At 35.9% G+C, this 14,091-nt stretch carries 20 protein-coding genes and 1 pseudogene; 2 read left to right on the top strand and 19 right to left on the bottom strand.

Annotation, left to right across the window (positions count from 1 at the left end; translation table 11 throughout):
- Position 1 precedes the first annotated feature (1 nt).
- The 17 genes and pseudogenes from RGT18_RS04215 to RGT18_RS04135 form a co-directional block, all read right to left on the bottom strand.
- Entirely contained in the window at positions 2–391 is a 390-nt protein-coding gene (locus RGT18_RS04215; protein WP_051241051.1) for a beta-sandwich lipoprotein, read from the bottom strand.
- Positions 392–396: 5 nt separating this feature from the next.
- Positions 397–1,689, bottom strand: coding sequence for a DNA cytosine methyltransferase (locus tag RGT18_RS04210; protein WP_051241052.1), 1,293 nt, complete (start codon positions 1,687–1,689; stop codon positions 397–399).
- Positions 1,690–1,692: 3 nt separating this feature from the next.
- A complete protein-coding gene (locus tag RGT18_RS04205; protein WP_245580942.1) occupies positions 1,693–2,286 on the bottom strand; it encodes a hypothetical protein in 594 nt (197 codons plus the stop codon).
- Complete coding sequence (locus tag RGT18_RS04200; protein ID WP_028078712.1) at positions 2,283–2,546, bottom strand: hypothetical protein; 264 nt, start codon at positions 2,544–2,546, stop codon at positions 2,283–2,285. Before RGT18_RS04200 ends, RGT18_RS04205 begins: the two co-directional genes overlap by 4 nt.
- Positions 2,533–2,748, bottom strand: coding sequence for a hypothetical protein (locus RGT18_RS04195; RefSeq protein WP_028078713.1), 216 nt, complete (start codon positions 2,746–2,748; stop codon positions 2,533–2,535). The genes RGT18_RS04200 and RGT18_RS04195 overlap by 14 nt, the downstream gene beginning before the upstream one ends.
- On the bottom strand, positions 2,745–3,671 hold the full coding sequence (locus tag RGT18_RS04190; protein ID WP_338176480.1) for a DEAD/DEAH box helicase: 927 nt from the start codon (positions 3,669–3,671) through the stop codon (positions 2,745–2,747). The genes RGT18_RS04195 and RGT18_RS04190 overlap by 4 nt, the downstream gene beginning before the upstream one ends.
- A 123-nt stretch (positions 3,672–3,794) precedes the next feature.
- Positions 3,795–4,364, bottom strand: a pseudogene (locus tag RGT18_RS04185) (DEAD/DEAH box helicase family protein); the annotation flags it as partial.
- Complete coding sequence (locus RGT18_RS04180) at positions 4,364–4,813, bottom strand: hypothetical protein (protein WP_051241053.1); 450 nt, start codon at positions 4,811–4,813, stop codon at positions 4,364–4,366. The pseudogene RGT18_RS04185 and the gene RGT18_RS04180, both read right to left, overlap by 1 nt.
- A 24-nt stretch (positions 4,814–4,837) precedes the next feature.
- Positions 4,838–5,926, bottom strand: a complete 1,089-nt coding sequence (locus RGT18_RS04175) for an ATP-binding protein (protein ID WP_037404318.1) — start codon at positions 5,924–5,926, stop codon at positions 4,838–4,840.
- Complete coding sequence (locus RGT18_RS04170) at positions 5,926–7,290, bottom strand: AAA family ATPase (protein WP_245580945.1); 1,365 nt, start codon at positions 7,288–7,290, stop codon at positions 5,926–5,928. The genes RGT18_RS04175 and RGT18_RS04170 overlap by 1 nt, the downstream gene beginning before the upstream one ends.
- Positions 7,283–7,504: a hypothetical protein gene (locus RGT18_RS04165; RefSeq protein ID WP_028078716.1), complete on the bottom strand. Its 222-nt coding sequence runs from the start codon at positions 7,502–7,504 to the stop codon at positions 7,283–7,285. The genes RGT18_RS04170 and RGT18_RS04165 overlap by 8 nt, the downstream gene beginning before the upstream one ends.
- Positions 7,504–8,562, bottom strand: a complete 1,059-nt coding sequence (locus tag RGT18_RS04160; RefSeq protein WP_338175296.1) for a DUF7666 domain-containing protein — start codon at positions 8,560–8,562, stop codon at positions 7,504–7,506. Before RGT18_RS04160 ends, RGT18_RS04165 begins: the two co-directional genes overlap by 1 nt.
- Before the next feature lie 99 nt (positions 8,563–8,661).
- Complete coding sequence (locus RGT18_RS04155; RefSeq protein ID WP_338175294.1) at positions 8,662–8,913, bottom strand: hypothetical protein; 252 nt, start codon at positions 8,911–8,913, stop codon at positions 8,662–8,664.
- Positions 8,914–8,955: 42 nt separating this feature from the next.
- Positions 8,956–9,117, bottom strand: a complete 162-nt coding sequence (locus RGT18_RS04150) for a hypothetical protein (RefSeq protein WP_156022837.1) — start codon at positions 9,115–9,117, stop codon at positions 8,956–8,958.
- Positions 9,098–9,814, bottom strand: a complete 717-nt coding sequence (locus RGT18_RS04145) for a phage antirepressor KilAC domain-containing protein (RefSeq protein WP_028078565.1) — start codon at positions 9,812–9,814, stop codon at positions 9,098–9,100. The genes RGT18_RS04150 and RGT18_RS04145 overlap by 20 nt, the downstream gene beginning before the upstream one ends.
- Before the next feature lie 54 nt (positions 9,815–9,868).
- A complete protein-coding gene (locus RGT18_RS04140) occupies positions 9,869–10,033 on the bottom strand; it encodes a hypothetical protein (RefSeq protein WP_156022838.1) in 165 nt (54 codons plus the stop codon).
- 13 nt (positions 10,034–10,046) lie between these two features.
- Complete coding sequence (locus RGT18_RS04135; protein ID WP_028078566.1) at positions 10,047–10,277, bottom strand: helix-turn-helix domain-containing protein; 231 nt, start codon at positions 10,275–10,277, stop codon at positions 10,047–10,049.
- Positions 10,278–10,437: 160 nt separating this feature from the next.
- Between RGT18_RS04135 and RGT18_RS04130 the strand changes: the two genes are divergently transcribed.
- Together RGT18_RS04130 and RGT18_RS04125 are read left to right on the top strand one after the other, a co-directional pair.
- Positions 10,438–11,292 (top strand): S24 family peptidase, encoded by an 855-nt coding sequence (locus RGT18_RS04130; protein ID WP_081659556.1) that lies wholly within the window; start codon positions 10,438–10,440, stop codon positions 11,290–11,292.
- 249 nt (positions 11,293–11,541) lie between these two features.
- Complete coding sequence (locus tag RGT18_RS04125; RefSeq protein ID WP_051241031.1) at positions 11,542–13,071, top strand: recombinase family protein; 1,530 nt, start codon at positions 11,542–11,544, stop codon at positions 13,069–13,071.
- On the opposite strand, the gene RGT18_RS04120 is transcribed toward RGT18_RS04125, so the two are convergent.
- Both RGT18_RS04120 and RGT18_RS04115 read right to left on the bottom strand, forming a co-directional pair.
- The gene (locus RGT18_RS04120) at positions 13,068–13,577 is read right to left on the bottom strand and encodes a Gx transporter family protein (protein WP_051241032.1); all 510 of its coding nucleotides are present in this window, start codon (positions 13,575–13,577) and stop codon (positions 13,068–13,070) included. The genes RGT18_RS04125 and RGT18_RS04120 overlap by 4 nt on opposite strands.
- Positions 13,574–14,041: a NusG domain II-containing protein gene (locus RGT18_RS04115; protein ID WP_051241033.1), complete on the bottom strand. Its 468-nt coding sequence runs from the start codon at positions 14,039–14,041 to the stop codon at positions 13,574–13,576. The genes RGT18_RS04120 and RGT18_RS04115 overlap by 4 nt, the downstream gene beginning before the upstream one ends.
- Positions 14,042–14,091 lie beyond the last annotated feature (50 nt).

Genomic DNA, 14,091 nt, shown 5'->3' with positions numbered 1-14,091 from the left:
CTTACTTATCCACCTTTATATCTAATAGTCCGCTTTGTAATACTTCTGGTAAGAAATGAATTTCGTATGCTGAACGTGATACATCAGCACCGCCGATATCTTCCATAACGTATGTTGTGTCATCGTTTAGATAGATTAAATGCTTGTAGTATGTTTCACCATCTTTTACCAGTACATTCAATTCCTTTGTGTCTTTATCTGTTTTGATACTCATTACACCTGTCATCTGCATTAACACTTTGTCAGTACGTGTGTTAAATACAGTGATTCTTCTTGTGATACTAAAACTGTCTGCGTTCTCTGTGATATTGTGTCTTACAGTATCTGCTTGGGTACATCCTGTTGTAGTTAATAGTGTTACTAATGCTAGTGCTTTAATTATTTTCTTCATAAGTTTTAATATTGCTCCTTTTCGTTTTCAATGTTTACGTTAATTTTCGTGCGATATGAGTTAGACAAATTATCAATAATGCTCGAATAAAATGCAGATACAAATTTGTCCATAGTTGCTTTCTTCTGCATTTCCTTTTTTATTGCTTCGCGAATTACAGGCTTTTTTTCTTCTATCGTTTCTTTTGCAATTTCAACAACTTGCTCTTTCAATTCTTTGTTTACTAAATATTCAAGTAGAGAATATTTGTTCTCTCCACGGTATGAACTAACTACCCCATTTTCATTAACTTTTTTATTCATTATTTCGCTAATGATTGCACCGACTAGATTTTCATTCCCTAAAGTTTCAATCATTCCTTGTTTTACGACTTCTTTTGTTAAATTCTTGATGTATTCTTGGTTGAGTTGAACACTCATTCCCATTAAATTCTTCCTTATCATTTTTCCTATTTCTTTTGCTATTGGTACTGATAACCCATCACCAGCTGCTTTGTAGATTTGACTATCTGATATACCAGCTTGAATTAGTTTATCCGTGTATTCGTCTGGCACGCCTTGAAGTCGCATACACTCTTTCGGTGTGAGTTTTCGTATTCTAAAATTATTATCTAAGTAAAAAGGTTGAAACTTTGTAGTAACAGAAATTGAGATGTTATTATCGTATATCCTATTCTGCTGCTTCCATTGCTTATTATTGTTACTGTCCTTTTCACCTATCCCGCCAATAACTTTTGGGATACAATCTTTACCATTTGAGCCGGTGATAGGTAGTATTTGCTTGCTACCACTGGTTCTAAGATGTCCGATAGTGTACACTCTTTCCCTATTCTGCGGGATTCCAAAATTTTTTGTGTTAAGCACCTGCCATTCAACGTCATACCCCAATCCATCCATTGCAAGAAGTATGGATAAGAAGTCGTATCCGTAGTTGCTTGATAACATTCCCTTAACGTTTTCATAGACCAGCCATTCAGGTTTATCTTCTGCTTTTTCTTCGATGAGCCTAAAGACTTCACCGACAAGGCTGGATCTATCCCCCCCCAGTCCTTTTCTAAGTCCTGCGAGTGAGAAGTCTTGGCAGGGTGCTCCGAAGAACCAAACATCACATCTTGGAATGTCAGCTGCTCGTACATCTCTAATGTCGCATCCTTCTGGTATATTTCCATGTATGATTTCATATTCCTTTCTCTTATGTTTATCAAATTCACATGTATATACACATTCAAAGCCGGCTTGTTCCATCCCCATGCGTGCCATTCCTACACCTGCGAATAAGTCGATGAATGTTAGTTCCATATATCAATTTATCCAATCTATTGTAGGCTTTCCTTTGTAGCCTTTTTCCCAAACAAACCATGCATAAGCAATGGCACTTGATGGATAGTTTTCAAATTCACCATTCATAGCACATGTGATTCTTTTACTGAATACATATATTCGTTTAGGTGGATATTTTAAGAAGAATTGTTTTCTCTTTTGTCCTTCCAAAAATGTCAGCTTCAAGAACATTGCAACTTTGTTGCCTTCTTCAACAATCTCTAATGCATGTTGAGTGAACTCCAGAGCCAATTTGTAAGGTGGATTGGTAATGATATCTCCTGTATTTCCACGCATATTTTTTGTTTGTTTTAAGAAATCGATTCCACCTACACCATATCCACGATCAATTAAATCTGTAGATACAACATGGTAGCCATTGCTCTCTAAGACTTTTGCAATATGACCTTCACCGCAAGCACATTCCCAAATTGAATGATTGAATGTTTCATTTTCTAAAAGTAGTTCAACCGCTTTAGGGTCAGTTGCATAATAATCATCTTTATGTCTTTCTTTTTCAGAATGATTTGAAGCACCGATAGTTGTAAAAATTTTATTTTCTCTATATCCCATCATCTATCACTCACCTTATTGTCATCTGTATAGTGGTCTAGTTTGTATTGCAGCTTTCGTTCCAAATTATCATTCTTTGCATGCAATCCTAAGTTCTCACGTTCAAGATGTTCAACTATCTCTGAAACTTTCACTGGAGATACCTTGTAGAGCTTTTCTTCAAGCGTTTGAAGGCACACTAGATGTGAATGTGGAACATTCTTCATGTAATCTTGAATCAGCTTCAAAACGTCTGTTTTGCGTATATATTCATGTGCGTTCATTTTGCATTTTTCTTTCGTTTATTTCTCTTTCAAATAATTGATAGAGTTTTCCCCTTTCAAAACAAAGACGCATGATTGCATGCAAATATGGTTCTTGCACTTTATCAAATTTTGTCATAGTGCCTGTGATTGCATCATCAATCATGCGTAATCTGTAGAATTGGGAATTTATTTCACGTTTTATCCTTTCTTCTCTTCTCATAATGATTGTCCTTCTAAAGAACTTGGTAGGTATGTTGATGGATTAAGTCCTTGTGGAACTCTCCATCCACTGTATGCTAAGCGACTAATTATCTTATCCGCATCATTCAAAGTCCACATGCCTACATGTTTGAAACCATATCTTTCTAATAGTCTGATTTGTTTTGGTGAACTCAATCCCGCACTTCTTCTATTTGCAATCTTGTTAAGTAATAAGTTTGCTTTACCTTGTGTTTCAATCATGTCGAATGATATTCCATAATCACTTAAAGTCTTTATTTGCTTTTCTGTAGGCGGCATGCATTCCCAACCTAATTGTGGAATATAATTGATTAAATCTTCATCTTGTATGCTCATTTCATATTGCAATGGATCTACAAGTCTTGATTTCTTCTTTCGCATTGCTTCAAGTTCTCTAGCAAGTGCTTCTTCACGTTCAGCAATTACATCCTTTTCGGCTTGCATTTCAGCTTCTAATAAATCTGCTAATTCACCACTCTCGTTGATGTTGTCTGTCATCTTCTTAGCAACATCTTGATTTCTACAAATAATGTTTGCGGGTCTGCATAAATCTAATCTGTCAGTCAGCCATAAGAAGTCCAATACAAGCAACTCTTTTTTGTCAGGATATAATCTTGTTCCCCTACCTATTGCTTGTGCATATAAACTTCTAACCTTTGTGGGTCTTAGCATGATTACACAATCAATGGATGGCTCATCAAAGCCTTCGGTCCATAGCATAGAGTTGCAGATAACATCATATTCACCCTTAGCAAACTTCTCTTTTGTTTCTTCTCTATCTTCACTTTGCCCATTGACTTCATGTGCCTTAAAACCACGTTGTAATAGTAATTGTGTAAACTTCTTGCTAGTTGCTATAAGTGGCAAGAATACAAGCGTTTTTCTTCCATTGCAATATTCCATCATCTTGTCTGCAATCTGGTCTAAATAAGGGTCTAATGCAGTTCCTACGCTACTTGCACTATAATCACCTGCTTGTACTTCAATTCCCTTTAAATCAATTTCTAGCGGAATTGTTTGTACTATGATTTTAGACAAGTACCCTTTACGTATTGCAGTTGCTAATGAGTATTCATAAGCAACGGATTGGAATACTTCTCCAAGTTTTCTGTTATCTGCTCTATCAGCAGTTGCGGTAACCCCAAGTATCTTTGCTTTATCAAAGTGCTTGATAATTGTTTGATAGCCACCAGTTACACTGTGATGTGCTTCATCGATAACGATGGTGTCAAAATAATCTTTACTAAATTGTGATAAACGTTTCTCTTGTTGTAATGTTTGAACACTAGCAACTACCACTCGATTCCATGTTCCTACGGATGTGCTTTGTGCTTTTTCCAGTGCAGTTTGTAAGCCAGTTGTTTTTTGCAGCTTGTCGCTTGCCTGATCTAATAACTCACTTCTATGTGCAAGCACTAATACACGCTCACCATTTTCAACGCAACGTTCTATCACTTTTGAGAAAACAATAGTTTTTCCATATTAACCGCACCCTGTTGGTAATACCAACAAGGTGCGACTGTTTCCTTTCTGCCATTCGTTAAATATGGAATCTACTGCTTCTTCTTGATAATCTCTTAATTTGATTTCAGACATTAAAACCAACTAGTTTTTGTTTGAGTGGTTGTTTCTTCTGGGGATAAGAACTTTTCAATTTGCATATAGTTCTTATCGTTATGAGATAGCTTCAACTTCCCTGTCTTACCAATAACGTTCCAATCCATCTTTAATGATTCGCCCTTCTTCATTACACCGATACTTCTAAAGAAGTTGCATAGTAAGCCTTTTGTACGTGTATGTAAGATAAGTAATGAATTTACCTTTACTACTTGGTCGCTATTAGGATCTTTGATTTCAACATTTATTTTCACTTGTGGACATTGTTCCTTAATCTTGCTTGTTGGTTTAGGCTCATAATGTCCACGCTCTAAATCAACGACTGTAAAGTCGTAAGTGCCGTCTGGTAAGTCTAAATATGTTTCTTCGATTTCACTGTTCCAATCTAAAGCACCTTCGTATGTATTTGTTGTATTTAATTCACTCATTTTATTTTTCTCCCTTTTCTGTTTTTAATATGGCAACTCTCTTTGAGTTTTGATGTAGTTAAGCGGCTCATTCCACTTGGTTGTTAGGAAATCAAAATAACCATCTGGATAATTTTTTAGTGGTGTATTTCTTGTAACGATTCCCTTTGATACCGTAAAATCCATGATTTCTGATGGCTTAACATTGTCAGCCTTCATCAAATCAACTAACGCTTTTGGTAATAGCGACATTTGCTTTAATTCATCTTCCGTATACGCTGTTGGTTGATAAATTGTTTCCACATTCAATTCTGTTGGTTTAGGCTCAATAGCAATTTTTTCTTCACTAATTGGTTTCAAATTCACTTCAATCGGTTGCTCATTCTTGCTTTGAGATTGATTCATCTTAAAGATGTGTTCAATCGCTTTGAAGTCCAATGGTAGTTCATTGTCTAAACCGAAACGATTTTTAGCGTCATAAGCAGGTGAGTGCGTTGTATACATACAACGTTCGCCACCATAGCCATGTTTCTTCTTATCCTTGTTTTCAATGACCTGTACTTTGTAATTGCAGAATAGAATCATATCAGCCCATTCTTTTAGGAATGAAGCAGTACGTTGTGTTGTCTTTGCACCGAGTTTCAACTCATAACGTGTGTAACTTCCATCGCCTAATGGACTATCGAAGTTCTTTGTTCTTGCATGTGCAAGAATTGTTACATTTATTCCCTTTTCAATAATGTCTTGGAAGAAATTAAGCAGCTTTCCAACTCGTTCATCAAGTTCCGAATAACCGGCACCGTAACCAAATTCTTCTAATGATTGTTTGTTGTTTGCGTTGCATAATTCTTCGCTGATCATTTGTTCAATCTTATCGAAGGTATCAATAACAATTGTTTGATATTCTCCGTTTGCAACGATGTCATTGCATTCATCAACAAGCATTGCAATGCTTGTAGGCTTTGGATAGCGTTCAACGAAGTTATATTTGTCCGTGCTACCTTCTGTATCTAGGAAAATAGGCTTAGGAAACTTACTTGCTAGTGTTGATTTTCCAACACCTTCAACACCATAAATAAGTGTCTTGATTCCCTTTCCAAATTGAATACCTTTGTTCACTGAATATTTACCCATTAAAACCACTCCTTCTTATTTGCTTCTGCTGGCTTTTCGAATGTGTCAGCGGTCTTATTACCTTCTTTATCAACCGAATAGCCATCTTCGATAAAAATTGAACATTCATCACCTGTTGATACTCGTGTAGCAATTGCTTGTAAGTTGTTATCTTGCAACCACTTACCAAATTCATTCATCGTATCAATGTCCATTTGTTCTAACTTATCTAATAAGACAAAACCACATTTTGGATTGGTCTTACGTACAATGGCAGTTGCAACTTTCAACTGGTCTGAACCGGACATGTTATCCCACTTTTGACCTTTATAAATAAGTTCTCCGTCTTGTACTGATAAATCTTGCAATGGCATTTCAACTCCGTTTAGAAGTTCCATGCGTGACTTACGGATATCTTCAATCTTTGTTGTTAGATCTCCGTATTGACGTTTGTACTCGTCAGCTTCTTCTTGGGCACGTTGCTTGTTTAGGTTGTCACGTACCTTAGCATTTGTAGAATCGATGTTTGCAATGCTTTCTTCTAATTCAGCAGTAGATTCATCTTGTAAGTCTTTTGCGTTTGTATTCGCAATGACAAGTTTGTCTTGTAATTCTGCCATTTGCTCATGCATTGTATTCAACGTCTTTTGTGCTTCTTCGATACGTTGTTCTAGCAATGTTTTCTGTGCTTCAAGACTCTTTGCTTGATTGCGTAGTTCTTGGTTTCTTCCGTTGCGTGCAAGAATTTCTTGTTGTTGTTGGATGAGTTCAGCTGCACTTACGATATCTTCTGGAACTCCATCCCATTGAACCATTTCATCAGCATACTTCTTCTTTTGGTCGGCAATACGACCGATTTCAGTTCTTCGGTTATACAATTCAGATTCCTGCTTATCAAGTGTTGATAATTTGTCACCTACACCAATGATTTGTAATAAAATCTTTGCTTTAGTATTTTTATCGGCTTCCATGAACTTTGGTAAGTCCAATGCAAATTGAGAAATAAAACTATCTAGTAATGATTGGTTACCTTTTTGCCCACTTGGATCTGTAACCTTCAATGTTCCATTCTTGCCTAAGCGTTCAACCACCATCCCATTTGATAATTCAATATGTAATTGTGGCTCAACTAGGCTTCCTTCACGTTGTGCTTGCGATGGCTTGTATTTTGCACCACCTAAAGCCCACGCAATAGCGTCTAGCACGCTTGTTTTCCCTTGGTTGTTCTTTCCCCCAACCACTGTTAAACCGTTCTTTGTAGGCTCTAATTTGACTGCCTTAACACGCTTTACGTTTTCTAGTTCAAGGCTGTTGATTTTGATTGATTCTTGCTGTTCATTTGCATGCATGGATGCATCCATAAACAATGTATCTTGTTCATTCATTTGTTTCTTCTCCTTCCCCCTTTTCGATGTGCATTTCATTTGCAAGAACGATAACTGCTTGCATGAATTGTTCTTTTGGTAATGTTACTGTTGTAAAACCTTTATCAATAGATCCGATAGTTAGCATAAAGTGTTTACTAACTTGGTTTGATACGATTAACCTATTTCCGTTACCCAAATCAAACGTAACGGATAAACCTTTTAATTTATTCATTATTGTTTTTCCTTTCTTACATCAATTCCTGTAATTTCTTTAAAGATATTTGCGTCAAAATTAGGTAGAGTCATAATTGCTTCTTTTTTTCGATCAGGCAAACCATCCCACCATTCTTGAGCCTGTTCTTTTGCTTTCTCAAATTTTAAGTATCCACCTGTTGTTTTATACAATGGGTTCTTTTCTTTTTCTTCTTTTGACATATCATTTTCATATATCCAAACTAATCTATCTTTTGGATAACTGTTCATGATTAATTTTGCTAGTGAACCAAGCCAATTATGATATGTAAAATTCGTTGGTTTATTAAACATATAAATTTTTGGCGGAATAGTATTGAAAATACCATTTGAAAAAGAGCATTTGTTCCAGTCACCACTGTTACAGTTACCACTGTTGCAGTCACCACTGTTACGGTTACCACTGTTACAGTTACCACTGTTACGGTTACCACTGTTGCAGTTACCACTGTTGCAGTTACCACTGTTGCAGTTACCACTGTTACGGTTACCACTGTTACAGTTACCACTGTTACGGTTACCACTGTTCCAGTCACCACTGTTACGGTTACCACTGTTGCAGTTACCACTGTTGCAGTCACCACTGTTACGGTTACCACTGTTCCAGTCACCACTGTTACGGTTACCACTGTTGCAGTTACCACTGTTGCAGTTACCACTGTTCCAGTCACCACTGTTACAGTTACCACTGTTGCAGTCACCACTGTTACGGTTACCACTGTTCTTTAGTCCTGTATTATCTTTTCCTGTATTTACCATTCGTAAAACTTCTTCCCAAGATAGTTCACGAACAATTTTTATTTTATTTGTACAGTATTTGCTATTATCATCGGTATCAACTTCACCATATGCTTCGATTTCAGCCACCTTATTTTGGGGATTGAAAGTGTAATAATTGAAGCAATCTGCTAAATTTACGCAGAAATGGAAACCTGTATCACAACATATAGGAAGTTCATCCATTTCATAACTATTTCCAACTTCGTATTGGAAATCTCTGCATGTCCAATCTGAATTAAAAACTTTATATCCTTTCATTCTTTCTTCTCCTATAAATCGATTCCTACAACATGTAAGAACACTACTACAGCCATATATGCGTACATACCGAATAAGGCAACCTTGAATAGGCTTTCACTAAGACATGAAGTTTTCATTATTATTTCCCTTTCCGAATACTCTCTTTAGCATTTCGCTCATTCCATCGGTGTTTTCTTTGTGTTCTTCTTCGGATATAGCATCTACTGTGAGTGCAACCATTAAAGCGACTTGCATAGCTTCACTATTTTTAATGGTGTTAAGTAAGGCGTGCAGTTCTCTTGCAATATCAGCGGAAGATCCGCTAATTGCTACCTCTACATGATCGCCTTTTGCGTTTAATTTAATCATTTTCTTTTACCTTCCTTTTCTGTTAAAATGGAAGTGATGAATTTAATCATCACTTGAGCACTTGCTGCCCTTCAAATCGGCTTGTGCTTTTTTCTTTTTCCACTCTTCAAATCGTGCCTTGTACTCTGGATTCTTTTTCATTTCAGTTATTGCTTTGAGTGCAAGGAAGTTGAGTGATTGCAAATCAGTTTTTTTGATTGCCATACTCTTGTAAAACCTTGTTGATGAAGTACACTTGCCCTTTGCCAGTAACCTTAGTTGTTTTAGTAATGCGTACACTACCATCAGGATTGTTAATGGTACGTTCTTTGACCTCAAACAACTTTAGTTCCATAGATCTTTGAGTTGGCATGTTCTTACTGTTTCCGCCCTTAATGAGATAATCGTGACTTCTTAGCCACTCAAACAAACGCTTTTGACCAATGTCACGTCCATTCTGCTTGATCAGTTTTGCTAAATCGCCAATTAGTATTGATGTATCAGCTGTCGCTACTGCATCAGCAAATAAGGCTTTAGGCTTCATTTCCTTGTTTTCGATTTCCAGTGTAGCGATTGTCTTACGTGCAATCTCTAACGCTCTAGCCATGACTTTTTCAGGACTATTCCATTCTTTTTCGACTTGGATAAAATACTTTCTTACTTCCTTGCCTTTTTCTGTGCGCTGTAGCATTGCGATTTCTTTCGCCATATCTACTGTGATTTGTGCATCTTGTGACGGTCTTCCTCCTGTGCTTTCGCTCAAAAATGAGCAAAAGTCTTTTCCATCTTCAAAGCCGTATTCACACATTCGTGGAAACCAATCTTTGAATTGTGTTTTAACTTCTAGTGCTTCATGCAAATCTCTTGCTGATACTGTTATGCGTTCTGAATCTGTTGTGTTAATTTTTAATAGTTCATTCATGTCTTTTCCTTTCTAACCTCCTATAATTGAATTGCCCGATTATTTTTGATGGTTCTACTGGCTTTCACTTTGATTTCTCAAAGATTGGCCAATAATGTGTAAACCATCGCTTTTCATAACTAATTTTTGCGTTTTTGTGTTGTCGGAAATAGTTGTGGTAACTTGAGTTTCACTAATTGCGATAGTGGAACTCTTTTTTGTTTCTGTTGCTTTGTCCATGTGCCCATCCTTTCTAATTTCGCACATCTGCGACATTCGCGCCAAAAAAAATTGCTTGTGATTTATTACTTGAAAGCTTTAGAATTTTAGAAATAGAATTAACTTCTTTAACCGTAAAGGTATCGCCATCATTAGAGAATCTTCTATATAGCGTAGTTCTATCTATACCTATTTGATTTGCAAGTTCATCAACAGTTATTTTATGTAAAGCCATCTCTTCCTTTAATTTTTTTACATCAACCATGATATCCTCCTTTCTAATTTCGCACATCTGCGACATTCAAAATATAGCCCCTTTCAAAAATATTGTCAATACATTTTTTGCAGATTTGCGATAAAATTTTTTATTAACATTGCAAATATGCGACTATGAATATATAATGAAATTAATTTAAGAGGGAAAAATGATGAGCACTGTTGGAGAACGAATTAGAAAAAGACGAATCGAATTGAAGTTATCTCCTGAGGACTTAGGAAATAAAATTGGCAAAGACCGCGCAACTATCTATCGATATGAAAAAGGCGAAATTGAAAATCTGCCTGTTGGAATAATTGCGCCTTTAGCAATTGCACTACACACTACTCCGCAATATCTTATGGGGTGGGAAGACGATAATTATGAAGATCCAATTATCCTTGAACGTGACAATGATTTAGACAATATTAGTGATTTTCTTTTTGAAAATGGATATAGATTATCTTGTGAAAACTATGACGATGATTATTTTTTAATCAAAAAGGACGGTGAAACTGTAAATTCATTTTTTGTTGGCGATTTATTATCAACGTATAAAAATGCTATCAAAAATCATACATTATCTATTAATACTTTTATAAAGAATACTATTGATAAACTTATTCGCAAAATTGCTCTTTATGAAGTTATTTCCTGTGGCACTGGTGGTTTTGTCGATGATAACATTATCGACTATGTTTCCCTTCCAGCTGAAATGTTCAGTTCTAGTAAAGAGTACTTCGCACAATATGCACATGGCGACTCGATGATAAATGCGAACATAAATGATGGTGATTTAGTTATTTTCGAGAAAACATCATCAGTAACTAACGGTATGATTGGCTGCTTCTGTGTGGACGATAATATAGCCACTTGTAAGCGTCTTTCTATGACAAATGGACAAATTATCCTTCTACCTGAAAACCCTTCATATAGCCCTATTATTGCAAATGTAGAAACGTTTAAATGTATTGGCAAGCTTGCTTTTGTAATAAACGACCGTAGGGATGAAATAGACAAATAAAAAAATCCGACTGCAGCGAACAGTCGGACGGCAGTAAACTCACGTTCAAGTGCTTTTACTGTACTTGGTTTTAGCACACATTACTCAAGTTTGCACAAATATTTGAAACGATTTTAAAGTGTCAAAATATGCGATTTTTAACATTATAAGTACCTATTTTTATTTTATCTAATCAAAAATAAGAGAATTTATACAGTTGTTACTCAAAAATAGTCAAAATTACTCGAAACAAGAAAGGAGCTTAAATAAATGAAAGATCTTATACCAGCAGTTGTATATGCACGATTCTCTTCATCTGGACAACGTGAAGAATCTATTACTGGGCAGTTAAGAGATTGTAAGAGATATGCAGAAAATCATGGTTTTGAAATAATCAATGAATACATTGATGAAGCTAAAACTGGTACATCCGACAATCGACCATCATTTCAGAAGATGATTAAAGATAGTGAAAGCAAACGTTTTAAGGCTATCATCGTATGGAAGCTGGATCGTTTTGCACGTAACCGCTATGATAGTGCGATATATCGTGCTCGTTTGAAGAAGAATGGCGTAAAGATATACAGTGCCATGGAGAACATATCTGATAGTGCAGAAGGCATTATCATGGAAGGCTTGATGGAAAGCATGGCGGAATACTACAGTGCCAATTTATCAGAAAATGTAAAACGTGGTAACAGAGAAAGTGCCTTGCAGCTAAAAACGCTCGGAAGAAAAATCTTCGGATATGGAAGAAGTGAAGATGACCATTACATCATCAACGAAACCGAAGCTACAGTAGTACGTAGGATATTCAACGAATATACAAGTGGTAAATCAATCCAAGAGATTATCAAAGGTTTAAATAACGATGGTATCTTGAATAGCAGAAATAACCCATGGAATAAATGTTCTCTAAAGAACATTATAGGAAACGAAAAATACATAGGTACGTATAAATTTTTAGATTATGTAGTACCAGATGGGATGCCAGCAATAATAGATAAAGATACTTTTGCATTAGCACAAGAAATTAAAAATAGGCACAAGAAAGCACCGGCACGCTCACGTGATACACGTTACCTATTAACCGGTAAATTATTCTGCGGTCATTGCGGAAGTCCTATGACTGGTGAATATGGTGTTAGCAAGACTGGAAAGAAATATCACTATTATCGATGTATCAAAGCAAACAAGCACAAGTGTGATAAGAAACGTGCTAAAAAAGATTGGATAGAAAATATTGTTGTTGCAGAACTCATAAGCCAATTAAATGATATAGACTATATAAATAAACTCGCCGATAGTTTCATGGAGTATCAAAAGAAACAACAAAATGACGATACTGAATTACGTGTATTACAAGATCGTTTAAACGGTGTAAATAAATCTTTGAAAAACATGGTAAAAGCGATTGAAATGGGAATCATAACTGAAACAACACAATCACGTATGGAAGAGTTAGAAGAACAGAAACAACAGCTTCATACTGCCATTGAGCAGTTGAAGTTTTCTAAACCACCAATAATTGAACGTGATGAATTTCTGTTTTGGATTGATACTTTAAAAGCAGATAATGGTAACTATGACTACAAAGAAAAACTGATTGATACATTCCTGAATGCAGTATATCTCTATGATGATGGATATATTGACATAGGAACTAATTTAATCAAAGGAACGAAACGTATTGATAGTTCGATTTTAGATATGTCGAGCCTGCTGCTTACAGTGGATATAGGTCATGCATACACGCATGATTTTTTTCTTATATATAACAAATTAAAAGCAAGAACTTAATCTTGCTTACGTAATGGCTTTACACGCTGGATAGCAATTGTTGCCACAAATCCAGTCAATAAACCTGTTGGAATAGACAATAATAAGAAATATGGTAACACAACAATAAACGCTGGTTGCATATAGAAGAATGTAACGATTAACACCTGACCTAATGAGTGTCCGATGGAACTCATAACTGAAGTAAACATCAAGGAAGACTTTAATAAATCCATTAGAATTAGTATCAAACTTGATAATACGACACCCGAGAAGCTAATCCAGAATACACTTCCAAATATCGTTCCAGTCAAAAGATTGCCAATCAATACACGCATTGCATTTACAATGAGCATCTCCTTAATACCTAGCATACGTAAAGCAACTAAGGCCATAATGTTTGCTAGACCAATACGGAAGACACCCATTAATGGCGGTATCATCGTAGTTTCTAAAATATTCAGTGTAATAGCAATAGCAGCCAATAGTGCTAGTACTGTAAAACGTTTCGTTTTAGCTATACTCATTTCACACCTATATACTCAGATAATAGATTTGCAGATCCAATAAAGACATCGTTTGGAAGACAAGTAATTGGGATAATACTATTTTCATCTGCCCAACCCATTTTTACACATAGTTGATTAGGGCAATCCACCTCACGTACATGCCACTTCTTATCTTTTACTTCAACGTGAACTTCACCTACATTACCTTTAACAACATATTCTCCATCGATACCTGAATCGAACCATTGTACAACTTTTCCACGATGTACAATGCCCACCCAAATTCCAATAGGCTTCTCTGATGGAACGCCAAGAGAATCTGTGTCAGTGTTCAGTTCCGTACTAGGCGTTGGGGTTGTTTCCGCAGTCGATTCATCCTTCTTTGCTGGTTGTTTTTTGTTTTTAACGATATTGAGACCAATAATTCCTAATACTGCAATCAAGATAATACTGATCAAGATATATATTTCTTTCTTCTTCATAATGACAAAATTATAGCATGTTTAGCCCAATTTATCGCACCTAAGTTTGT

It is taken from the genome of Solobacterium moorei, from assembly GCF_036323475.1.
Lineage (GTDB): Bacteria > Bacillota_I > Bacilli_A > Erysipelotrichales > Erysipelotrichaceae > Bulleidia > Bulleidia moorei.
This window is presented reverse-complemented; position numbering and strand designations above follow the sequence as displayed.